Genomic DNA, 22,647 nt, shown 5'->3' on the forward strand with positions numbered 1-22,647 from the left:
TTCTGAACATTGACGGGGAAACAATAATGTGTGTCAGAGCTCGCGCACGTGGTCGAGTCCCTGGCACATGAGCTTGACGACATGGTCGTCTGCGAGGGAATACCAGGCTTCCTTGCCTTCCTTGCGGTACTTGACGAGTCTTGCTGTGCGCAGGACTCGCAGCTGGTGCGAGATGGCCGACTGGCCCATCTGCAGGGCTTCGGCGATGTCACAGACGCACATCTCCTTCTCGACGACGAGCAAGGAGAGCAACTTGATGCGCGTCTTGTCGCCGAGCACTTTGAAGAGGTCGGCCAGGTGCAGGCTCGTCTCATCGTCGAGCTTGTGCTTCAGCGCAAATTGGACGCGTTCGGGATGTGGGTGATTGATCTCGCAGAGCGCGCAGCGGTCTTCCTTCTTACTAGTATCTTCCATTCGTTTCGTATTTCCTCTCGCATTTTGATATATATTTATATTATAAGGCCATTGTTCCAGATTTGCCACAGGCAAATCTTCCTCTTGGCCTTTCAACGAGGCAAGAGATATATTTACTTGCTGTTTTCAGGTGTTAACTTTCCCTTTCGGAAATGAAAGATAGTTTCTGCCTCGTTCTATCAGTTTCGCTATCGAACTGGAACGAAAATTTTCTTCCCGGCGTGATGTACTGAAGCAGGTTGCACTCGCTCTCGTCGACCATAGCGGCGACGTTCGTGCGCGGGTCGGCCGGCTGTGGCATGCGGATGATCTGGAGTTCGCCCATGTAGCGGCCGTACGTTTCGTTGTCGATGGTGATGGCGCCAATCGGGTGCGTCGTCGTGTTGTCAGGGTGGATGGTCGCGTGCATCTCGCGCAGCAGCGGGCGGCTCTCCTGCGCGCGGATGGCGTCGCGCGCTTCGTCGAGGCGCGAGGTGAAGGTGTGCGCGAGCAGTTCACGCTGGACGGGGTCTTTCGTCATGTAGTGCGCGTGCAGGGTGACCTGGTCGCCCTGGAGCTGGCCGATGGCCTGGATTTCCTCATCTGTCGGCAGGGAGTCGGCGAGGAAGACGGAGTCACAGCCGAGCGCGACGAGGTGGCGGGCGGAGAGCTCAGCTGTCTCATCGCGGTGTTCCTCGAGCGTCGGCAGGCCGTCGCCAAGCGGCGAGCGCCGGCGGCCCTGGCTCGCGACAAAGGCGCCGACGCGGATGCCGTAGCGGTGCAGCAGGATATTGGCGTGGACGAGGGCGGGCTCACTGAGGCCCGTGCCGCGGCGCGGGTAGAAGTTGTGCAGGGCGTCGATGTGCGAGAAGTCCGTGCCCGCATCCTGCAGATCCTTGAGGATGCGGTTCGTGATCGTGGAGGCGTTGAGCTGGAAGCGCATCTCGGGGAAGCGGTGCGTGAGGCGGGCCATCTCTTCGGCGGAGAAGCCGTAGTCGAGGCGCAGCGTCGTGATGCCGAGCATGCGGAAAGAGGCCGGGTTGAATTCCGGCAGGTCGAGCAGCTGGCACGTCGCGGGCGAGACGTCGGAGATGACCTCCATGTGATGGCGGCGGGCTGCCCGCAAGAGCGAGCCGATTTCCTGCTTGAGTGCGGCGACGTCCGTCTCGGGGATGTGCAGGGAGGTAAAGACGCGCCGGATGCCGGCCTGCGCGGCCCTCTCTAAGAGTGCCAGGTTTTCGTCTGGCGTGTTATCAAGACCGGGGTAAAGCGAGATTCCGTTTTCCATGTAAAACTTCCTTTCTGCTTTCTGCGTTTTGTTCGCTCGTCATGATTCCTCGGGCGGGTCGTCGAAGCCGATGAGCCACGTCGCGATGAAGCCGCCGATGTAGGCCGTGACGAGGCCGAGGAGGTAGACGGGAATCTGGTCGGTCGCTGCGGCAAGCGGCAGGCCGGAGATGCCGAGCGTGGCGGCGCCGACCATGAACTGCGCCTGTACAGCGCCGCCGCAGGCACCACCGATGCAGGCGCCGATGAAGGGCTTGCCGAGCGGCAGGGTGACGCCGTAGATCAGCGGCTCGCCGACGCCCATGATGCCGACGGGCAGCGCGGAGGCAATCGTCTTCTTGAGGAAGCGGTTCTTCGTCTTGCAGTAGACGGCAAAGCTCGCGCCGACCTGTCCGGCGCCCGCCATGGCGAGTACGGGCAGGAGAATCGTGACGCCGTAGCGCGCGAGGAGCTCCGCGTGGATCGGCGTGAGCGTCTGGTGGATGCCGAGCATGACCATCGGCAGGAAGGTGCTGCCGAGGATGAAGCCCGTGATGGCGCCACCCGAGCCAATCGCGCTCGTGGCCGCCGTGCCGATGCAGTCGGACAGGAAGCCGCCGAGCGGCTGCAGCACGCAGATGGCAATCGTGCCGGCAATCAGGAAGGTGAAGAGCGGCGTCAGGAACAGGCTGAACATCTCGGGGATGATGCGGCGCAGGCGCTTCTCGACGAAGGCGGCGAGGGCCGCGACGAGCAACACGGAGATGACGCCGCCGCGGCCCGGCACGAGCGGTCCGTCCGCGAGCTCGACGGAGGCGAGTCCCGGATGGGCGAGCAGGGCGCCGAGGATGCCGCCGAGGATCGGCGTGCCGCCGAACTCCTTGGCCGCGTTGTAGCCGACGAAGAGGTTCATGCCCCAGAAGACGGTGCTGCCGCCGATGGCGAGCAGCTGATAGACGGCCGTCTGGGCAAATGCCGGGTCGACCTTGCTGACGACGTTGAGGGTGCCGCTGATGAGGCCGCAGGCGATGAAGGCGGGGATCAGCGGGATGAAGATGCTCGCGATGCGCTTGAAGAGCAGCTTGATAGGCGTCGCGTTCTTCGCGCGGATCTTCGCGTGCAGGGCCTTGCCATCGCCGATTTCCGCCTTGGCGGCCGCCTGGGCCGCCGACTCGACCGGTGCGGTCGGTTCAGCTGCAGCAGACCGTCCGACTGACTGTGCGCCGTCCGACAGTCCGACTTTGCCGACAGTCGGACCGTCGGATGATGACGATGCTGGAGAAGCGCTGGAGCGCACCGCCTCGAGCTCTTGGAGGAAGGCCTCGGTCACGCGGTCGACGCGGCCCGGGCCGAAGATGATCTGGAGCTCTTCGCCCGCGTCGTAGACGCCGAGCACGCCTTCGATTTTCTTGAGCGCTTCAATCTGTTCAGGTTTCTTGTCGTGCAGTACGAGACGCAGACGCGTCATGCAGTGCGTGGCCGACTCGATATTGTCGGCCGGGCCCGTCAGGGCGAAGACCTGGCGGGCGATGTCCGTGTAGTTCATGCTTGCGTCCCTCCTGCGGCCTGGCGGATAGCGGCTGCAAGGTGTCCAGCTGTGCAATCGAGCAACCGCTGCCCCTCGTCGGCAGAGACGCCCGCCACCACCATGAGAATGGCGAGCTTGGCATGGCCGCCGGCTTCCTGCAGGGCAGTCTCAGCCTCGCTGCGCGCACAGCCGCTGCCTTCCATGACGATGCGGATGGCGCGCTCCTCGAGCTTCTTGTTGCTGGCCTTGACGTCGACCATGAGGTTGCCGTAGACCTTGCCGAGCTTGATCATCGTGCCCGTCGAGAGCATGTTGAGCACGAGCTTCTGTGCCGTGCCCGCCTTCATGCGCGTCGATCCCGTGACGATTTCCGGCCCCGTGACGGGCGTCAGCGCGATGTCGGCGAGCGCGGCAATCTTGGAGTGTTCGCTGCAAGACAGCGCAATCGTCAGCGCGCCGAGCGCCTTAGCGTAGTTGAGCCCCCCAATCACGTAGGGCGTGCGGCCTGAGGCCGCGATGCCGACGAGGACGTCCTTCTCGGTGAAGCCGTGCTCCTTGAGGTCTTGGACGGCGAGGTCTGGGTTATCCTCTGCGCCTTCCTGTGCGCGGAAGATGGCGGGGGTGCCGCCCGCGATGAGCCCCTGCACGAGCTCGGGGGCCGTGCCGTACGTCGGCGGGCATTCTGAAGCGTCGAGGATACCGAGGCGGCCCGAAGTGCCCGCGCCGAGGTAGAAGAGGCGGCCGCCGCGCTTGAGTCGCTGGCTCGTCTCGTCGATGGCCCGGGCAATCTCTGGCAGGATCTTCTCGATGGCGGCGGCAATCTTGCTGTCCTCCTGCTGCATGATCGTGACCATTTCAAGCGTCGAGCAGCTGTCGATATGAGCGGAGGCCGGATTGCGGCGCTCCGTCGTGAGTTTTGCTAAATCCATGAAAGGAAATCTCCTTTTCTATTTATAGTCAAACACAATAATTATAGTATACCACAAGACGCGAAAAAAGCCTTCCCCGGATGGGGAAGGCTTTGCCTGTCTGGTGTGGCTCATCCGACGAGGGACTGGCCGAAGTAGACGATGCATCCCATGATGATGACGAACGGGATGTAGACCTTGACGGCGAAGTGCAGGAGCTTGCCCTCGCAGCCGACCGTGCCGATGGCGGCGACGGCAATCGCGATGTTCTGCGGGGAGATCATCTTGCCGGCGCAGGCACCCAGCGGATTCGAGGCGGCAATCCAGGCCTGCACGCTCTCGCTCGCGCCGATGGCCATGGCGGAGTCGGTCTGCAGCTTGCCGAAGAGGACGCAGGACGAGGTAGCGGAGCCCGTGATGAACGTACCAATCGAGCCGATGAAGGCGGCGATGAACGGATACATCGTACCCGTCGCGGCGACGGCCGTATCCGCAATCGCGTGCGTCATGCCCGCATAGCCCATGACCTTGGCCGTGGCGATGACCGTGATGATCGTGATGATCGTGAAGCGCAGGTTCCAGACCGTGCGGCGCAGGCAGCCTGTCATGCTGCCGAAGCCAGCGCCCTGGATGGCGCCGCCGATGTAGGCAGCGAGCAGAATGAGGACGCCTGGCGTCGCGAGCCACGTGAAGGTGTAGGGCTCGCCGCCAGGGCCGTCGTAGATCAGCACGCTCGTCTTGATGAGGTTTAGCGGGTCGTGGATGGCCGGGATGAGCTTCGACGTCATGAGCAGGAAGACAAAGATGAGGATGAACGGCATCCAAGCGCGGATGGCCGTGCCTGCCGTGATGGGCGCTTCGTCGTCATGCGGCGGCAGGGAATATTCCGGGTCATTGACCGGGAAGAGCTTGGCGCAGCCGATGACGGCGGCCATTGCGGTGATGGAACCGCCGACGACGGCGAGTTCCGGACCCATGAACATGGCGATGGCCATCTCTACGGCGGAAAAGCCGACGCCAGCCATCAGGCACATGAGCATCATGCCCTTGAGGCCTTTGAGGCCGTGGCTCGCGACGATGACCATGAGGAACGGGCAGAGGATCGTCAGCGGTGCGAGCTGCAGGGCCGTGTAGGTCGCGAGCTGTATCGGGTCGATGCCCGTGACATTGCCGAGCGTGACGATCGGGATGCCGATGGAGCCATAGGCAGTCGGGACCGAATTCGCGATGAGGCAGACCATTGCCGCGAGCACCGGATTGATGCCGATGCCGGCGAGCATGCCGGCCGGGATCGCGATGGCCGTGCCGAAGCCGGCCATGCCCTCGAGGAAGCCACCGAACCCCCAGCCAATCAGCAGGATCAGCACGCGGCGGTCATTGCTGACGGAGGTCAGCATCTTCTTGATCGTGTCCATCGCCTTCGTCTGAAGGGTCAGGTTGTAGGTGAAGATGGCCGCGATGATGACGAGCAGGATCGGCCAGCAGGCGAGTGCAACGCCTTCGAGCGTCGCTTCGACTGCATGGGGAATCGTCATGTCATTGACAAAGATGCCGGCTGCCAGGGCGATGACGAGTGCAATCGGGCAGGCCTTGTAGGCTGCTATCTTGAGCACACTCAGCGCGATGATGAGCCATAGGATTGGAGAGAGCGCGATGAGAAACATTAGGTCCTTCCTTTCTAAGCTTATCGTTTAAACCGATCGATTTCATCTGAAAAAGAGATGAATGGATAACTCATTATATCGACAGCTTTCCCCGAAAGTCAATGGTGAAAATAAAGGTTTTATCTTTTTAAGAATGAGAATTTTCAGATGAGCAAATATGCAAAGCAAAACCCCTCCGAAGAGGGGCTTTGCTTGCGTATCTGGCTCACTGGCTCAGTAGATTTTCTGGATTTCGTAGCCGTTGGCGTTGAGCGCCTTGATGATCTTCTGGATGTGCTGCTCGTTGTGCGTCTCGACCGTGACGGTCAGCACGACCTTCTTGAAGCTGTCGGTGACCTTCGTCTGGTCGTGGTCGAGCTTGATGACATTGGCATTCTCTTCGGCAAGGATGCGCGAGACGTTGAGCAGCTGGCCCGGCTTGTCCGGCAGCTGGACGGCGAAGCAGAAGACGCGGCCGCGCGCAATCAGGGCCTTGTCGATGAGCGCCGAGATGGTCGAGATGTCGATGTTGCCGCCCGAGATGATGGAGACGACCTTCTTGCCCTGGAAGGGGAGCTTTGCGAGCGCGGCGAGCGAGAGGACGCCGGCGCCTTCCGCGACGAGCTTGTGCTTCTCAATCAGAGAGAGCAGCGCGTTCATGATGTCGATCTCCGAGACCGTGATGATGTCATCGAGGTATTTCTTGCAGAACTCGAAAGTCAGCGTGCCGGCCGTCTTGACGGCGCAACCGTCGGCGACCGTGTCGGCCGAGGCGAGCGTCACGACCTTATCGGCCTCGAGCGCCGCCTTCATGCAGGCCGCGTTCTCCGGCTCGACGCCGATGACCTTGACGTTCGGATTGACGAGCTTCGTCGCGAGCGCAACGCCCGATGCGAAACCGCCGCCGCCGATCGGGCAGAGAATCGCGTCGACGTCCTTGAGCGCGTCGATGATCTCGAGCGCCGTCGTGCCCTGGCCGAGCAGGACCTGCAGGTCGTTGAACGGATGGATGTAGACATAGCCGTATTTCTTCTGGAGTTCGAGGCTGTGCGCGTAGGCATCATCGAAGCCGTCACCATGCAGCACGACTTCCGCGCCGAGTGCGCGCGTGCCCTCGACCTTGAGGATCGGCGTCGTCGCCGGCATGCAGATGACGGCCTTGACGCCGAGCTTCTGCGCTGCATAGGCCACGCCCTGCGCGTGGTTGCCGGCCGAAGCCGTGATGACGCCCTTCGCGCGCTCCTCCGGCGTGAGCTGGCTGATCTTGTTGTAGGCACCGCGGAGCTTGAAGGCACCCGTATGCTGAAGATTTTCCGGCTTGAGGTAGACATCGTTGTGGTATTGCTCCGAGAAGAAGTCACTGTGGATGAGCCGCGTCTTGCGGGCTACACCCTCGAGCTGCTTGGCAGCGCGATAGACGTCGGCAATCGTCGTGCTCTCCACGATCTCCGCATTGGAACGTTCGGAACGCTCCGTCACTTTCTTATCTTCAGGCATAGTTAGATCTCCCTTCTTTTTGCGATACTTCCCGTATTTTATCCAGTTTATCACCTCAGCTGCGCAAAAGTCAATTACAACTTTACATATGCCTGTTCGGAGAGAGGCGTGGCAGGGGAGAATGAAATTTCTTGGAAAAGCGCGAGAAGTTTTTGGAGAATTTAGAGGAATTTGCCCATGTGTTCGCGAATTATACACCATGAAAGAAATACTACGGGAGGGATTCTTGTATGGAAAGGTTGGCTCGTATCCTGGTTCCGGTTGACGGATCTGGAGCTTCCGACCAAGCCGTGCGTTTTGCCGCCATTCTGGCTGATGCGACGGGTGCCTCTGTCGACATCCTGCATGTGTCGTATTTCGATAGCAGTACGGATGCGGACGAGGTATCGTGGCTGCCGGAAAGTGTGGCAGGTCCCATCGGGCCCGAAGCCGAGAAGATCCTGGAGAGGGCAAAGCGGCTCATCCCGGACGCAGTCATCTATGAAGCGCACCATCGCACCGGCAGCCCGGCGCAGACGATCCTGGACTTTGCCGAAGAGCGGCAGAGCGGCCTCATCGTCGTCGGCAGCCGCCGTTTCGACGCGCTGCATGCGGCACTGCTCGGGAGCGTCAGCACGCAGGTCCTCTGGGAGGCGAAGTGTCCGGTGACCGTGGTTAAAGAAAATCCTCATCCAGAACGGATATCATGCTAAGGGGGTAATACTATGATGAAGAATATCCTGGTGCCAGTCGATGGTTCGGAAGGTTCGGACCGCGCCGTAACGGAAGCCATTTCCATTGCAGAGGCATGCGAGGCGAAGCTCAACTTCCTCTATGTCGCGAACATCAACCAGCTCGCCATCAACGCCTGCCTGTCGGATGCCATCCTTGAGGCCGTGACGAAAGCCGGCAACGTCGTGCTCGATCGCGCGATGGAGATGGTCCCGTCGGGCATCGAGAAGGAAGCATTCTCGGAGACGGGCTCGCCAGCCGTCGTCATCCTGGACTTCGCGACGAGCAATGACATGGACCTCATCGTCATGGGCAGCCGCGGCCTCGGCGTCGTCAAGGGCGTGCTGCTCGGCAGTGTCAGCCAGTACATCGTAGAGCAGTCGAAGTGCCCAGTGCTTGTGGTGAAATGAGATAAGAATTGTTTCTGTTCGTGGAAGCGAGCCGCCGACCATAGACATCTATGGTCGGCTTTTTTCTAGAATACGCGCGAAAGACGGGGAAGGACTGTCCAACACTCCGCATGACCAGCTGCTGAACCTGTTTTTTGCCATGGAATCAATCCTTACCAAAGAGCTAAACGCGCTCCGCTTGAACGACGCTCTTTGGCAAGGGGTCTGGTCGGCAAAAAACAGGTTCTTGACGCAGCTGGTCAAAGCTCCGCTTATGGCCAGCCCTTCCCCTGCTTTCGTAGCATAGACTGTTCACAATCGATAAAGAATGCCAGATATCTGGAGAGAGATTCCAGGTATCTGGCATTTTTGCGTGGTATGCGGGTACTTAATGCAGTTGCGAGGTTGGAGGTTTTGTGTGAGCTGCTGGGCGTGAAGTCATCTGGGGGTATCCATAAGTGGAGCTTCAGCCTGCTGCGCGGAACGTTGGATACCCCCAGATGACGCCTCGCTTCTACGAATTAGAGAAATCAGTCTTCATATAGCAATACGACTTTTCCCTGCTTGCGCGTGGCGTTCATGTCGATGACGCGCTGGTTGGAGGAGCCGCGGAAGTGGAGGGTGAGGTCGCGCAGTTCTTCGATGTAGGCGCCGTCGACGAGCACGTCGACTTCGGCGAGCAGGGCGTCGGTGGCTTCGTCGTGGCGCGCGCGGAGTTCTTCGAGCGTGTAGCCGGAGTAGCTCCAGATGTCGAGGCCCATGGCGTGGATCTCCTTGGCGAGCTTTGCAAGCGGTGCGCACTGCAGGAAGGGTTCGCCGCCGCTGAAGGTCACGCCCGTGAGCAGCGGGTTCTGGCGAATCTTCTGCAGGAGTGCTGCGAGCGTCTCCTCGTGGCCGCCCTCGAGCGGCTGTGTCTCCGGGTTCTGGCAGTTCGGGCAGCGGCGCTTGCAGCCCTGCACGAAGATCGTGAAGCGGAAGCCGTCGCCGTCGACAATCGAGTCCTCGACGAGGCCAGCGACGCGCAGCGTATCATCTAGTGACATGTCAAATCGTCCTTTCCCAATCCATTCTTCCCAATAGAAAAGCCGCTGCCGGGGGGAGTGGCAGCGGCTTCTTCCTTGCATCAATCAATGCAGGCCGTGCTTGACGCGGTCGTGCTCTTCGGCGCGCTTTGCGTCATTCCAGCGGTCGATGGTGCCGACGAGGTAGCCCGTGATGCGGCGGATGCGCTCGAATTTCTGCGGCTGGAGCTCGTAGCGGATGTCGACCTGGCCGTCCTTCGTGGCGGAGAGCTTCAGGCTGTTGACTTTTTCCTTCGTCTGAGTCTGGACATAGTCAATGTAATTGACGATCTCCTGCTCCGATACGTCGTTGAGTCCATTTACCGTTACATCAATGCCGTTTACTACCATCTGGGGTCACCAATCCTTCTCTGTATTGAATCAATCTTGCAATCTGTATGTTTAAGCATCCTTTGAGATAGGGCTTATCTCGAGGACTTGCGTCAATTATACAATATGTATTGCTGACGAGTCAAGGTACCCACAATATATAGTTTTCTGACAGTTTCACTTATCCACAAGGGAAAATGAGTTTTCATGCTTTCAACAAATATATATTCATATTGACAAAAGTGGGAGACCCCATGCAGTCGCTTGGTTCAAGGCGTGCATCGCAGCGATAGCGAAAGCGAATGAATAAAGATTCTCCATAATAAACTTATCCACAGAAAGCGAGGGATAAGTCTCAGGCTTTCTGTGGATAACAAGGAACAAGATATAGGGGCTGACTTATCCACAACCCCGTATCTTGTGGCGATAGAATCAGGATTCTTCCGGCTGCAGGACGGTGCGCGTCGGATACGGAATCTCGATGCCTTCCTCGCGGTAGCGGCGCGTCAGTGCCTTGATGAATTCGTGCTTGAGCAGGAATTGATGCTCGAAGTAGCTCGAGTGCAGCACGACGTTGAAGTCGATGCTCGATTCGCCGAAGGTGTGGAAGCGCACGGCTGGTTCCATCTTGACGTCTTTGTCGATGCGGCTCATGACCTCGCGGGCGACCTCGAGCGTCACGCGCTCGACCTTGTCGAGGTCGCTGTCGTAAGCGACGCCGACCGGGATGCTGATGACGATGTCCTTGTGCGGCATGCTGTAGTTCGTGATGTTCGACGAGGCAATCTTCTGGTTTGGGATGACGATCATGTTGCCGCCGCCGGCCGGTACGATCGTCGTGAAGCGCCAGGTGATGTCCGTGACGCGGCCCTCTTCACCCGTGTTGAGCTTGATGTAGTCGTCGAGGCGCAGCTGTTTGGAGATGATCAGGTGGAGGCCTGAGAAGATGTTTGCGAGCGTCTCCTGCAGCGCGAGGGCGACGGCCATACCACCGACACCCATGGCAGTGAGGATCGGCGCGATTGAGATGCCGTAGTACTGCAGCACGACGAGCACGCCCATCGCGTAGATGATGACGTTGAGGATTGTGTTGAGCAGCGTCGTCTTCGGCAGCTTCTCCTGCGTGCGCTCGATGCGCAGCGTCACGAAGCCGTTGATCGTGCGGGCGGCGACGCGCGTGATCGAGAGGATAATGACGGTGAAGAGGATGTAGGAGAACAGGCGCGTCAGCGGCTCGATGATGTTGATCGTGTTCGTGTTGACGATCCAGTAGAGACCGACGACGAGGCACAGCGAGACCGGCACGCCGCGCAGTGCGTTGATGAAGATGTAGAACCAGGAATCTTCATCGATGTTCAGGTGATTCTCGATGCGGCGGTTGATGAGCTTATTGAGCATGATGCCGATCGTCAGAGATGCCACGAGGATGCAGATGGGGACGAAGAGCATCTCCATCAGATGTGTCCAGTCAATCCAGGCCAGCCAATCGTAATGCAAGAAAATAACCTCCTTTTTCATGGAACGAGCAGATGTTGGCGTGAAAAAAAGCCTTGAAGTCCAAAGTATATTCATTATACTATAAGAAACAGGTAGGGAAAAGGAAAAATGAACACACAGCGAAAAGGAGTGTTTTTTATGGCAGAAATCCTGCATATAGGCAAGCGCCTGCAGCTTCGCAAGGCGACGATGGCGGACCTCGACTTCATCATGAAGCTCGAGTACGATCCCGAGAACCTCAAGTTCATCGTGCCGTTCGATCGTGATGTCCACACGAAGATCATCGAGGAAGGCAAGGCGTCGATGGATGTCATCGTCGAGGAAATCGAGACGAAGGAGCCGGTCGGCTACCTGCTGATCAACGGGCTGACGACGCCAGCCAAAGAGCTCGAGTGGACGCATATCATCATCGCGAAGAAGGGCATGGGCTACGGCCACGAGGCGATGAAGCTCTTAAAGGCATGGGGCTTCGACGACCTCAAGTTCCACCGCGCCTGGCTCGACTGCAAGGACTACAATGCGCGCGCACTTCACCTCTACGAGTCGGAGGGCATGCAGCGCGAGGGCCTGATCCGTGAGACCATCCTGACGAACGGCGTCTACGAGAACCTCGTGATCCTCGGCATCCTCGACCGCGAGTACCAGGAACGCAAGGCGAAAGGCCTCGAGCTCTGAGATTTTTGAGTGACATAGAAAAGGGAGCCTCCCGAAGGAGGCTCCCTTTTCTATGCTTATCGTGCTGTCGTGCGCTGCCGCGTCGCCGTATCCTCGAAGCAGAAGCGCTCCGGATGATGGCGGGAGACGGTGTATTCCAGCTGGATGCCGTTGTCGTTGAAGGCCTGGCTCGTGATGACGGCGAGGCAGTTGTAGTTGCCGAGGTCGAGCAGGGCCTCGTCTTCCTCGGTCGCGCGCTCGACCGTCATGCGCCGCTTGCTCGTGACGATCGTCATGCCAAGTGTGTCCTCGATGTAGGCGTAGATGGAATGCGAGGCGATCTCCGGCGTGAGGCCGGGCACGAGGTCGGTGCGGAAGAGGTTCTTGTCGAGGATCAAGGGCTTGCCGTCGAGGTAGCGCACGCGGCGGATGTCAAAGAGCAGCTCGCCGGCGGGAAAGCCCGTCTTATCGCTCAGCGCCTCATCGCAGCGGACCTCGCTGAAGTGGATGACGCGCGTCTCGGCGTTGAGGTGGTTGCGTGCGGCGGACTCCTGGAACGTCTCGATGCCGCCGATGCGGAAGGTGCTCTGCTCCGGCGTCTGGTAGAGCACGCGTACACCCTTGCCCTGGATGGCCTGTGCGTAACCGCGTTCTATGAGCCCGCGCAATGCACGCCGCACGGTATTGCGCGAGCAGTCGTAGACTTCCGTCAGCTCGTGCTCCGACGGCAGCAGGCTCTGATAGGGGTAAGCATGCGCTTCAATCTTCTTCTTGAGGTCTTTGTAGATATCGTTGAATTTTGCTTTTGGCATGAAATTCCTTCCTTGATCATTTTTGTTACTGAAGTATGTTTTCTTTATTATAGGATGCAGGGCAGTCATATTGCAAATCTTTCGCAGGATGTGCAAGAAAAAACGATAAAAAAGAAAAAGAAATTGGCGGAAACGTATTGACTTGTTTAAACAAGAATAGCATAATAAGGGCGCGAGATGAATGTTTAAACAAGTCACAGACAAGTTGAATGAGAGAAGGACAGGGAAAGATATAGTAAAGATATAAAATCAATCATACCAAATCTATAGATAATTATATTAAAATATGTTATAATTATCTATAGAAGGGAGGTGAGCCCCATATGTTTGCTAAAGATGTTCTTCGTGTCTTGCAGGTTTCTAGGCCAACGCTCACGAAATACGTCAAGACAGGGATTATTCGTGTCCACGTTATGCCCAATGGCCACTATGACTACAATGAGGAAGATGTCTACAAGTTCCTCAACAAGGATGTGAAGCGTAAGACTTACATCTATGCCCGCGTCGCTACGCCCAAGCAGAAACCTGACCTCAAGAACCAGATTCAGTTGCTCAAGCAGTTCTGCTTTGCAAACGGCTACACCATCAACGGCGTATTCTCGGATATCGCCAGTGGTATCAGCTTCGAGAAGCGGAAGGGCTTTTTTGACCTGTTGGACGATGTCCTTGCCGGGCGCGTCGAGCGTGTGGTCGTGACCTATAAGGACAGGCTTGCACGTGTCGGCTATGACTTATTCTACTATCTGTTCCAGAAGTACAACTGTGAGATTGTCGTCATGAGCGAAGTCGGGTCCGAAAAACTTGACTCGCAGGAAGTATTCGAGGATACCGTAAGCCTGTTGCATTGCTACTCCATGAAGTTGTATGAAAGCCGCAGGAGACTGCGGAAGATCAAGGAGGCGATAGAGGATGATGAAACGAGTGGAACACCACCGACTTAAACCTTCTTCACCGTTCTACACCATGCTGCGCGAATTCTGTCATCGTTCCAAGAACCTGTACAACCACGGCAACTACCTGATTCGTCAAACATTCATTGAAGATGGCAAATGGCTGCGCTACGGCGAAGTCGACCGTTTGCTGAAGGCTGACGCAGAGTACCCCGACTATCGGGAGATGCCGACGGCGCAGACAGCGCAGCAGACTCTCCGACTGCTGGATAAGAACTGGGCTTCGTTCTTCGCAGCCATCAAGGACTGGAAAGCACATCCCGAGAAGTACAAGGGACGGCCAAAACTGCCGAAGTACAAGCCGAAGAATGGCTATTTCCCGCTGGTGTTGACGAATCAGAACTGCAAGCTCAAGGACGGAGTCATCCGTTTTCCAAGAGTCTTTCAAGGGTTCACGGTAAAGGCCATCTTCGCCAGTCAACCAGATGCTGTGTTCAATCAAGCACGCATCATCCCGCATGGTGGTGAGATTGATCTGGAGCTCGTCTATGAGTTGCCGGAAGTCGAGGAGAAAGCCGACAATGGAAAGTATGCCGCCATCGATATCGGCGTCGACAATCTCGCGGCACTGGCCTGGAACACAGGCGAACGACCTGTCCTGCTCAAGGGGACGCCGCTCAAGTCAGTCAACCAATACTACAACAAGCAGATGGCTAAGCGCAGGAGCATCTGTGAGCTGATGAATGGACGCCATTCATCCAAGCGAATCGCGCGGCTCACAGCGAAGCGGAACCGCAAGGTCGAGGATTATCTGCACAAAGCAAGTCGCAAGGTCATTGACTTGTGCGCGGAGCAGGATGTGTCGGTACTGGTCGTCGGCAAGAATAAGGGCTGGAAACAGAAAGCAAATCTTGGCCGCAGGGTCAACCAGAGTTTCGTGCAGCTGCCTTTCGCCCGCTTCCTCCAGATGCTCCAGTACAAGGCCGAATCAATCGGCATGAAGGTCGTGCTGACGGAAGAAAGCTACACGAGTGGCACTTCATTCTTGGATGGCGAGGCTCCAACCAAGGATCGCTATGACAAATCACGCCGTGTTTATCGTGGCCTGTTCCAAGCAAACGATGGCCGGAAAATCAATGCCGACGTCAATGGCGCCTACCAGATCATGCGAAAAGTATTCCCGAATGTGAATGCAGACGGGATAGAGGGTGTAGCGTTACGCCCCGCTGTAGTAGCCCTTTCGATGAGCGCTCGTTGCGGCTCCGGCTGCGCTTGATGCGAGAAAGAGTGAACAGCGAAATTTATTAAAAATATAAATATTATTATTTGGTATTTATAATAAATATAACGTGGGGAAAATACAGATGAATGTTGCAGATAAAGTCGTCTATCAGATTTACCCGAAGTCGTTTCAGGATTCGAACGGCGGTGGTTGGGGCGATCTCAACGGCATCAGGAACCGACTCGACTACCTCGCTGATCTCGGCGTCGACTTCCTGTGGCTCACGCCGTTCTTCCCGTCGCCGCAGCGCGACAATGGCTACGACGTCGCCGACTATCGCGCGGTCGACCCGCGCTTCGGCACGATGGAAGACCTCGAGGCGCTGATCGCAGAGGCTGCGGCGCATGGCATCGGCCTGATGTTCGACATGGTCTTCAACCACACCTCGACGGCGCACGAGTGGTTCCAGAAGGCGCTGAAGGGCGATGAGAAGTATATGAAGTACTACATCTTCCGCGAAGGAGCACCGGACGCGCCGCCGACGAACTGGCAGTCGAAGTTCGGCGGTTCGGCCTGGAAGTACGTGCCCGAGCTCGGCAAGTGGTACCTGCACCTCTTCGACGTCACGCAGGCCGACCTCAACTGGGAGAATCCGGAAGTGCGCGAGGAGCTCAAGGCCATCCTGCGCTTCTGGAAGGAAAAGGGCATCAAGGGCTTCCGCTTCGACGTCGTCAACCTCATCTCGAAAGGCGATTTCGTCGACGATGCGGAGGGCGATGGCCGCCGCTTCTACACGGACGGCCCGCATGTGCACGAATACCTCAAGGAGCTCGTGCACGACAGCGGCATCGAGGGCATGGTGACGGTCGGCGAGATGAGCTCGACGACGATTGCGAACTGCATCCGCTACACGAATCCCCATGAGCACGAGCTCTCGATGACGTTTTCCTTCCACCACCTCAAGGCCGACTACAAGAACGGCGACAAGTGGTCATTGATGGCGCCCGACATCCACAAGCTCAAGGAGATCTTTGCCTCGTGGCAGGAGGGCATGGCCGCAGGCGGCGGCTGGAATGCCGTCTTCTGGTGCAACCACGACCAGCCGCGCATCGTCTCGCGCTTCGGCGATACGGACTGCTACTGGAAGGAGTCGGCAAAGATGCTCGCCGCCGCGATTCATCTCATGCGCGGCACGCCCTACATCTACCAGGGTGAGGAGATCGGCATGACGAATGCCGACTTCGCGGACATAGCCGACTACCGCGACGTCGAAAGCATCAACTACCACGGCATCCTGCGCGAGTCGGGACTGTCGGAGGTGGAGACGATGAAGGTCATCGAAGCGCGTTCGCGCGACAACGGCCGCACGCCGATGCAGTGGACGGCAGGCGAGTCGGCCGGCTTCACCTCGGGCACGCCGTGGCTCGGCGTCAACCGTAACCACACTTCCATCAACGTCGAGTGCGAGCAGCAGGATACGGACTCCATCCTCGCCTTCTACCGCGAGCTCATCGCACTGCGCAAGAAGCACCGCATCATCGCAGAGGGCTCCATCCATTTCCTCGCGCGCGAGAACGATGATGTGCTTGCCTATGAGCGCGAGCTTGCGGGTGAGCATCTGCTCGTGCTCTGCAACTTCCGTCCGACTGACGTTCCGATGCCAGAACTGCCCGCAGTCGGCGCGAAAGCGGGCGAGAAGCTCATCGGCAATTACCCGGGCATCAAAGAGATGCTCCGCCCATATGAAGTCATCGCTCTTTGTTACAAGGTGTGATGGCATAAAAAATCAGCTCCATCTGAGATCGGAGCTGATTTTTTGTTTTTATCTCAGTCGTCGTCGCGGCGCATGTGCTTGCGCTTCTTGTCGGAATACATCCGCTCGTCAGCCTGATGGATAATCCCTTCAAGGTCGTGGAAAGGCGCGAGGCAGAGGACGTAGCCGATGGCGGCACTGCAGCGATGCGTCTCCATGCTCTGCTCCATGTGGTCGATGATGGTGATGGCCTCCTCGTCGTTGCTGCACGGCATGAGCACGAGGAATTCATCGCCGCCGAGGCGGAAGACATGGTTCTTGCCGGCAACATTCGAGAGGACGTAGGCGATGGTCTGTATGAGCAGGTCGCCGCGCGCATGGCCGAAGGTGTCGTTCATCTTCTTAAGCCCGTTGACGTCGACGAAGATGACGGCGTACATCGTGCCGGGGCGCAGGCACTTGTCGATAAAATTATTGAGGGCGCGTCGGTTGCCGATGCCCGTGAGCTGGTCGATTGTGCTGATCTCGTGCAGTTTCTGGATGTTGTTGCGGTTGCGCATCATGATGGAGGTGACGCGCAGGATGGTGTGCAGCGGCTTGGCGATGGCGGCGAACTCCTCTTTGGTCGGATCGATGATGGCGATGTAACCGAGGGAGCGGTGCTCGATCATGAGCTGGCCAATGGCATAGCGCTCGAGTTCTCCTTGGTGGATCGTCGCCAGCTCGGGGTGGCGCTCCTGATAGGCTGCGGCATTGTCGATGAGCAGGACGGAGCTTCTGTGGAATGCATCGTAGAACGGCTTGTTCTCGAGAATGGTGGTGTGCTGCAGGCGCTGGCGCAGTGGTGCGCAATCTTCCGCGTGCCATTCGTACGTGCAGCTCAGGTGGAAGCCGTCGGCCTCTTCTTCCATCAGGATGATGTGCGCGGCGGCGAGCGTGCGGCCGAGTTTCTCCATCATGCGCTGGATGCCGACATTCGGGTCTTCCTCCTGTATGGCGAGGCTCGTGATGTCATTGATGGAGATGTCGGTCTGTTCTGTCGTCCTGCTGCCTTGGTTGTTGGCAATCATGCGCTCGACATCAAGGCTGTCGGAGAAGATGCAGTTGCGGTTGTTCCAGGAGATCATCGTCTCCCAGATGAGGTAATCCTTGCTGGTGTGCGGCGAGTGGAACTGCCGGAAGTGGAAGCGGTCGCGGCGCAGCTGTTCCTTCGGGCAGGCCGTGCACGGCGAAGAGAGGCCGGCAATCAGGGCGTAGCACTTCTGGCCTGCGTACTGGTAGTCGGCCGGCAGATGACAGCTGCGGAGTGCGCAGAGATTGACGTAGAGCAGGTTGTAGGTCTCCGGGTCGGCGATGTAGATGAGCCAGTTGAGATGGTCGAATTTCTCGATGTCGAAGGGAATCTGGTCGCCGAGTGTGCCTGTGATGCCGAAGGACGGCAGGTAGTCGAGGCAGCGCGAGGAGAGGATCTTGAGGAATTCATCGGAACTGCGGGCCTCTGCACCGGATTCGAGGGCGTAGCGCATCGAGAGATGACAGGTGACGCCATCGATCTCCTTGATGGCGGTGAGTTCGGCCTTGACCTGCTCGATGAAGGTGCGCATGGCACCGACGGTCTGTCCCTTGAGGAACAGCACGAAGACGCCGCTGCCCGTATGGACACAAACTGTGGCGGCGGGCAGGTTCTTCCTGATGACCGTGCAGATGCGGAGCAGTACTGCGCGCTCGACTGCGGGACCGTAGCGCTTGCTGAGTGAGGCAAATTCCGGCACGACGAACATGGCGCCGACGTAGCCGACCTGGTTAAGCCGCAGGTTGTCGGCAAACTCGACGCTCGTGAGGAGCATGCCGCGGTAGTTGTAGAAGCCCGTCTCTTCGTCGACGAGGTAGAGCCTGCGCTGCAGTTCGTGGTAGCTGCGCTCTTCCTCGACGTCGCGGAACTCGCCGAGCAGGCCGACAATCTCGGATTTCTGGTAGATGGGGTACTTCGAGAAGGAGATGGCGTGCTGGCGGCCGCGCGCAATGCAGAGGCCATGGCCGTCGTGGATGGGCTCGCCCTTCTTGAGGATGCGTTTCTCTGCCTGGTCCATGTAGGAGTCGGAGAGATGCCAGCCGAGGTCGCGGTCGGTCTTGCCGAGGAGCTCTGTGATGTTCTGGATGCCGTAGTAGCGCAGAAATGCAGGACTCGCGCCGCAGAAGCGGCCCTCTTTGTCCTTCCAGAAGAGCTTGCGGTGCGAGAACTGCGTCAGTGTCCGCCAGAGCGTCGCGTCTGTGATCTGACTCTCTTGGCTGCCGGGCTGGCTCGTGAAGCCGTAAGAGGCCATGACGGTGTTGATGAGCTTGTCGCGATCGGGCAACTCCTCGAAGACGAAGTCGCGCAGGCAGAGCAGCTGGCAGGGCCTGCCCTCATAGCGGAATGCCGTGAGGCTGAAATTCTTCCAATGGTAGCCGCCATTTGGCATCTTGACCCGGAAGAGGTCGAAGCGCGTGGCGCAGATATCATTCCTGCTGATGCTGGTGAGGCGGTGGATGTAGTGCAGGAAGCGCGTGTGGTCGTCCGGATGGATGTGCAGATTGGCGAAATTCATGAAGGCCGCCATGATGCCGTGCATACGCGCGCCGGCCTTTATGGTCGACACGCTTGCCGTGATGACCTCGATGCGGTTCTTCTGGATGTCGATGAGGTAGATGTCGTGGTAGAACTGCATGAGGTGGCGCATGATCTTGTCGTACTCTTCGCTCGATGACGTCAGCCGTTCCTGCGGCAGGAGCTGGAGCTCGGCGCGGTGGATGTAGAAGCTGCTCGTGCCGGCGAGGTTCTGCAGCTTGAACGGGAAGTAGTGGCCGTCGCTGAGGAAGATCTCTGTCTCGGGTGCACGGTTCCGGATGGTCGCATCGGCCAGCGCGCGCAAGCGCGACTGGATGAGCTGCGGCAGTTCGCGCATTCGCTCGTTTGCCTCTTGGATGCTGTTGATGCCGCTGAGATGCAGCGCCCTCTGGTAGCTTGTATTGGCTGTGAGCAGGTGCAGGGACTGTCCATCGTCTGCGAGCAGGGCGACGGGCGTGTCGGTCACGAGATTCGTCAGGCCGACCTGGCGGAAAACCTGCTGTTCGAGCATCGATTCGAATTGCTGTGCCTGCGCCTGGACTTCCCGCAGTTGCTCGATGGCCGTGGCGTGCGGGCGGCAGACTGGGCCCTGCATTTTCTCGCAGCCGATGCGGCGCAGGAAGTCGGCTTGTTCCTTCGTGCGGACGCCCTCGGCAGCCGTGTGGATGCCGAGCGTCTTGGCCATGAGCAGGATGGAGGTCAGCAAGAGGCGGCTGCTCTTCGTGAAGTTCTCGAAGAAGACCTTGTCGAGGCTGATCTCGTCGATGGCGCAGCGCTGCAGGGCTGCGAGCGACGAATGGCCCTCGCCGAAATTGTCGAGCGTGACCGTGTAGCCACTCGCGCGCAGCTTCTGGATGGACTCTGTGAGGATGGCTTCATCGTCGACGAAGGCCGTCTCTGTGATCTCGACCTGCAGGTAGATGTGCAGCAGCTGGTATTTCTCCATCAGATGATTGAGGACACTGGCCGGATCCGTCAGGCAGAAATCGCGCCGCGACAGGTTGATGACGACCGGCACGAGCGGCAGGCCGCACTGCTGCCGGGCGTGGAGCGCCTGGATGGCGGTCTTCGCGATGAAGTGGTCGAGCAGGTGGATCTTGTTGGTTTCTTCAAGCACGGGAATGAAGTCGCGCGGGAGGATCTCTCCACGCTCCGGATCATGCCAGCGTGCGAGCGCCTCGAACGAGCAGATCTTGTTCGTCAGGGCGCGCAAGATAGGCTCGTAGCAGACGGTGATGCAGCCGCTGCGCAGAGCCTCTTCGAAATGGTGGGCGACGTAGTCGCGTATGGTGTTGTTCACTTTATATACCCTTTCCCCGATACAGGTATCATAATCGTTACCTTCATTATAACATTTTTCGGGGGGTGAGAACAATTCGCTTTATATTTTTAGCCATTGGGCGTGTTTTTTATCACAGCAGCTTTTTTTAAGACAGATGTCCTTTCTATTTCGTTTGCTATTGATTACAATAGAAACAAGAAAAAGCGATAGCACAGAGAAAAGAGTCTGACGATTGCCAACAGAGTGAACAGGGTGTCACTCCACCGGCAAGCGCCGAACAATAGGAGGAATACAGAATGAAAGCAGCAGAGATCCTGGCACATGTCGACCACACGCTCCTGAAGCAGACGGCAACCTGGGCAGATATCCAGCGCATTTGCGACGAGGCCGTGACGTACCACACGGCGACGGTCATGGTGCCGTCCGCTTATGTGCCGCGCATCGTAGCCAAGTACGGCGATGCCCTCAAGGTCGCGACGGTCGTCGGCTTCCCGAACGGCAACTGCAACACGGCGGCTAAGATTGCGGAGACGGCACAAGCCCTCGCGGATGGCGCCGAGGAGATCGACATGGTCATCAACATCGGCATGCTCAAGGCAGGCGAGACGGACTATGTGACCAAGGAAATCCGCGCACTCAAGAAACTCTGCGGCGCGCGCGTGCTCAAGGTCATCGTCGAGACATGCTTCCTGACGGAAGAGGAGATGATCGCGGCCTGCCACTGCGTGACGGAAGGCGGCGCCGACTTCATCAAGACGTCGACGGGCTTCGGCTCGGCAGGAGCGAAGCTTTCGGACATCGAACTCTTCAAGAAGCACATCGGACCGAACGTGCAGATGAAGGCCGCGGGCGGCATCCACACGCGCGAGGAGATGGAAGCCTTCCTCGCAGCGGGCTGCACACGCCTCGGCGCCAGCGCTGCCGTCAAGGTCCTCAAGGATGAGATTTGATTGTTAAAAAATCGAAAAAATCGAGTAGAAAGGAATGACAGACATGCATGCATTCAAACGCGCGTTCATCATTGTTCTCGACAGCTTCGGCATCGGCGCAGAGCCGGATGCGAAGGAATTTGGCGACGGCGACTGCAACACGCTGCGCTCCATCGTCGCTTCGAAGGAGTACGATACGCCGAACATGAAGAAGCTCGGCCTCTTCAACATCGACGGCGTCGGCTGCGGCACGCCGGAGGCTCAGCCAATCGGCGCCTTTGCCCGCCTGCGCGAGCTCTCGCGCGGCAAGGACACGACGACGGGCCACTGGGAGATTGCGGGCATCATCTCGGAGCGCCCGATGCCGACGTACCCCGACGGCGTCCCGCCGGAAGTCATCGCAGAGCTCGAGAAGGCATTCGGCCGCAAGATCATCTGCAACAAGCCGTACTCGGGCACGAAGGTCATCCACGACTACGGCCGCGAGCAGAAGGAGACGGGCGCGCTGATCGTCTACACGTCGGCCGACAGCGTCTTGCAGATTGCAGCGCACGAGGACGATGTGCCGGTCGAGCAGCTCTACGAATACTGCCGCATGGCGCGCAAGATCATGCAGGGCGAGCACGGCGTCGGCCGCATCATCGCGCGCCCGTACGTCGGCGAGTACCCGAACTACACGCGCACGCCGCGCCGCCACGACTTCTCGCTCGACCCGACGGGCGACACGATGATGGATGCGCTCGCGCGCAAGGGTCTCGCGACGATCGGCGTCGGCAAGATCTCGGATATCTTCGCGGGCCGCAGCATCAGCCGCACGCTCGGCATCAACAAGGATAACGTCGACGGCATGGAGAAGACGCTGAAGCTCATGGATGAGGACTTCACGGGCCTCGCGTTTGTCAACCTCGTCGACTTCGACATGCAGTACGGCCATCGCCGCGACATCGACGGCTACGCGAAGGCATCGACGGTCTTCGACCGTCAGCTCGGCGAGTTCATGGTCAAGATGAAGGACGACGATCTGCTGATGATCACGGCCGATCACGGCTGCGATCCGGGCGCACCGGGCACGGATCACACGCGCGAGTACGTGCCGCTCTTGATGTACGGCAAGCACGTCAAGGCAGGGCTCAACCTCGGCACGTATCCGACGTTCGCGATGATTGGCGCGACCATCTCGGACATCTTCGGTGCTGACCTTTACACGAAGGGCGAGAGCCTGCTGCCGCGCATCATCGAATGACAGATGCCTCCCTTTTGGGAGACGTATAGGG

General features: G+C 58.5%; 19 protein-coding genes. 8 read left to right on the top strand and 11 right to left on the bottom strand.

All coding sequences use genetic code 11. The features are described 5' to 3' along the window. Positions 1-33: 33 nt before the first annotated feature. The 6 genes from MITSMUL_RS04580 to ilvA all read right to left on the bottom strand — a co-directional run bounded on the left by MITSMUL_RS04580 (position 34) and on the right by ilvA (position 7,235). On the bottom strand, positions 34-414 hold the full coding sequence (locus MITSMUL_RS04580; RefSeq protein WP_005840355.1) for an ArsR/SmtB family transcription factor: 381 nt from the start codon (positions 412-414) through the stop codon (positions 34-36). A 133-nt stretch (positions 415-547) separates the two neighbouring features. After that, positions 548-1,681, bottom strand: a complete 1,134-nt coding sequence (locus tag MITSMUL_RS04585; protein WP_005840356.1) for a DUF871 domain-containing protein — start codon at positions 1,679-1,681, stop codon at positions 548-550. A gap of 39 nt (positions 1,682-1,720) precedes the next feature. Continuing rightward, positions 1,721-3,205, bottom strand: a complete 1,485-nt coding sequence (locus MITSMUL_RS04590; protein WP_005840358.1) for a PTS transporter subunit EIIC — start codon at positions 3,203-3,205, stop codon at positions 1,721-1,723. Continuing rightward, positions 3,202-4,116, bottom strand: a complete 915-nt coding sequence (murQ, locus tag MITSMUL_RS04595; protein ID WP_005840360.1) for an N-acetylmuramic acid 6-phosphate etherase — start codon at positions 4,114-4,116, stop codon at positions 3,202-3,204. The genes MITSMUL_RS04590 and murQ overlap by 4 nt, the downstream gene beginning before the upstream one ends. Positions 4,117-4,226: 110 nt before the next feature. Continuing rightward, positions 4,227-5,759, bottom strand: a complete 1,533-nt coding sequence (locus MITSMUL_RS04600; RefSeq protein ID WP_005840362.1) for an L-lactate permease — start codon at positions 5,757-5,759, stop codon at positions 4,227-4,229. Positions 5,760-5,972: 213 nt separating this feature from the next. Then, positions 5,973-7,235 carry a threonine ammonia-lyase gene (gene ilvA / locus MITSMUL_RS04605; protein WP_040635474.1) on the bottom strand — a complete coding sequence of 421 codons (1,263 nt, stop codon included), beginning with the start codon at positions 7,233-7,235 and terminating at the stop codon, positions 5,973-5,975. 230 nt (positions 7,236-7,465) lie between these two features. Here ilvA and MITSMUL_RS04610 point away from each other — a divergent pair, with 230 nt between their 5' ends. Together MITSMUL_RS04610 and MITSMUL_RS04615 are read left to right on the top strand one after the other, a co-directional pair. Continuing rightward, positions 7,466-7,927, top strand: coding sequence for a universal stress protein (locus tag MITSMUL_RS04610; RefSeq protein WP_005840366.1), 462 nt, complete (start codon positions 7,466-7,468; stop codon positions 7,925-7,927). A gap of 12 nt (positions 7,928-7,939) precedes the next feature. Beyond that, complete coding sequence (locus tag MITSMUL_RS04615; protein ID WP_005840368.1) at positions 7,940-8,356, top strand: universal stress protein; 417 nt, start codon at positions 7,940-7,942, stop codon at positions 8,354-8,356. Positions 8,357-8,865: 509 nt separating this feature from the next. Here the strand turns inward: MITSMUL_RS04615 and nrdG are convergent. From nrdG to MITSMUL_RS04630, 3 genes are all read right to left on the bottom strand, one after another. Next, positions 8,866-9,378, bottom strand: a complete 513-nt coding sequence (gene nrdG / locus MITSMUL_RS04620; protein WP_005840371.1) for an anaerobic ribonucleoside-triphosphate reductase activating protein — start codon at positions 9,376-9,378, stop codon at positions 8,866-8,868. 84 nt (positions 9,379-9,462) lie between these two features. After that, positions 9,463-9,747, bottom strand: a complete 285-nt coding sequence (gene nrdD / locus MITSMUL_RS04625) for an anaerobic ribonucleoside-triphosphate reductase (protein WP_005840372.1) — start codon at positions 9,745-9,747, stop codon at positions 9,463-9,465. A 411-nt stretch (positions 9,748-10,158) separates the two neighbouring features. Continuing rightward, complete coding sequence (locus tag MITSMUL_RS04630) at positions 10,159-11,244, bottom strand: mechanosensitive ion channel family protein (RefSeq protein ID WP_005840373.1); 1,086 nt, start codon at positions 11,242-11,244, stop codon at positions 10,159-10,161. A 117-nt stretch (positions 11,245-11,361) separates the two neighbouring features. Between MITSMUL_RS04630 and MITSMUL_RS04635 the strand changes: the two genes are divergently transcribed. Further along, positions 11,362-11,898 carry a GNAT family N-acetyltransferase gene (locus MITSMUL_RS04635; RefSeq protein WP_040635476.1) on the top strand — a complete coding sequence of 179 codons (537 nt, stop codon included), beginning with the start codon at positions 11,362-11,364 and terminating at the stop codon, positions 11,896-11,898. Between the two features lie 56 nt (positions 11,899-11,954). On the opposite strand, the gene treR is transcribed toward MITSMUL_RS04635, so the two are convergent. Further along, positions 11,955-12,689, bottom strand: coding sequence for a trehalose operon repressor (gene treR, locus MITSMUL_RS04640; protein WP_040635477.1), 735 nt, complete (start codon positions 12,687-12,689; stop codon positions 11,955-11,957). A gap of 323 nt (positions 12,690-13,012) precedes the next feature. On the opposite strand from treR, the gene MITSMUL_RS04645 reads away from it, so the two are divergent. The 3 genes from MITSMUL_RS04645 (at position 13,013) to treC (ending at position 16,575) form a co-directional block, all read left to right on the top strand. Continuing rightward, entirely contained in the window at positions 13,013-13,630 is a 618-nt protein-coding gene (locus tag MITSMUL_RS04645; RefSeq protein ID WP_005840376.1) for an IS607 family transposase, read from the top strand. Continuing rightward, entirely contained in the window at positions 13,599-14,855 is a 1,257-nt protein-coding gene (locus MITSMUL_RS04650; protein ID WP_040635479.1) for an RNA-guided endonuclease InsQ/TnpB family protein, read from the top strand. Before MITSMUL_RS04645 ends, MITSMUL_RS04650 begins: the two co-directional genes overlap by 32 nt. An 88-nt stretch (positions 14,856-14,943) precedes the next feature. Then, entirely contained in the window at positions 14,944-16,575 is a 1,632-nt protein-coding gene (gene treC, locus MITSMUL_RS04655) for an alpha,alpha-phosphotrehalase (RefSeq protein ID WP_005840378.1), read from the top strand. A gap of 53 nt (positions 16,576-16,628) precedes the next feature. Here the strand turns inward: treC and MITSMUL_RS04660 are convergent, their stop codons facing one another. Next, complete coding sequence (locus tag MITSMUL_RS04660) at positions 16,629-20,462, bottom strand: EAL domain-containing protein (protein ID WP_040635481.1); 3,834 nt, start codon at positions 20,460-20,462, stop codon at positions 16,629-16,631. 278 nt (positions 20,463-20,740) lie between these two features. Between MITSMUL_RS04660 and deoC the strand changes: the two genes are divergently transcribed. Then, positions 20,741-21,394: a deoxyribose-phosphate aldolase gene (deoC, locus tag MITSMUL_RS04665; RefSeq protein WP_005840384.1), complete on the top strand. Its 654-nt coding sequence runs from the start codon at positions 20,741-20,743 to the stop codon at positions 21,392-21,394. Between the two features lie 43 nt (positions 21,395-21,437). Next, positions 21,438-22,616 carry a phosphopentomutase gene (locus MITSMUL_RS04670; protein ID WP_040635483.1) on the top strand — a complete coding sequence of 393 codons (1,179 nt, stop codon included), beginning with the start codon at positions 21,438-21,440 and terminating at the stop codon, positions 22,614-22,616. The last annotated feature ends 31 nt before the right edge of the window (positions 22,617-22,647 follow it).

Source organism: Mitsuokella multacida DSM 20544, assembly GCF_000155955.1.
GTDB classification, from domain to species: domain Bacteria; phylum Bacillota; class Negativicutes; order Selenomonadales; family Selenomonadaceae; genus Mitsuokella; species Mitsuokella multacida.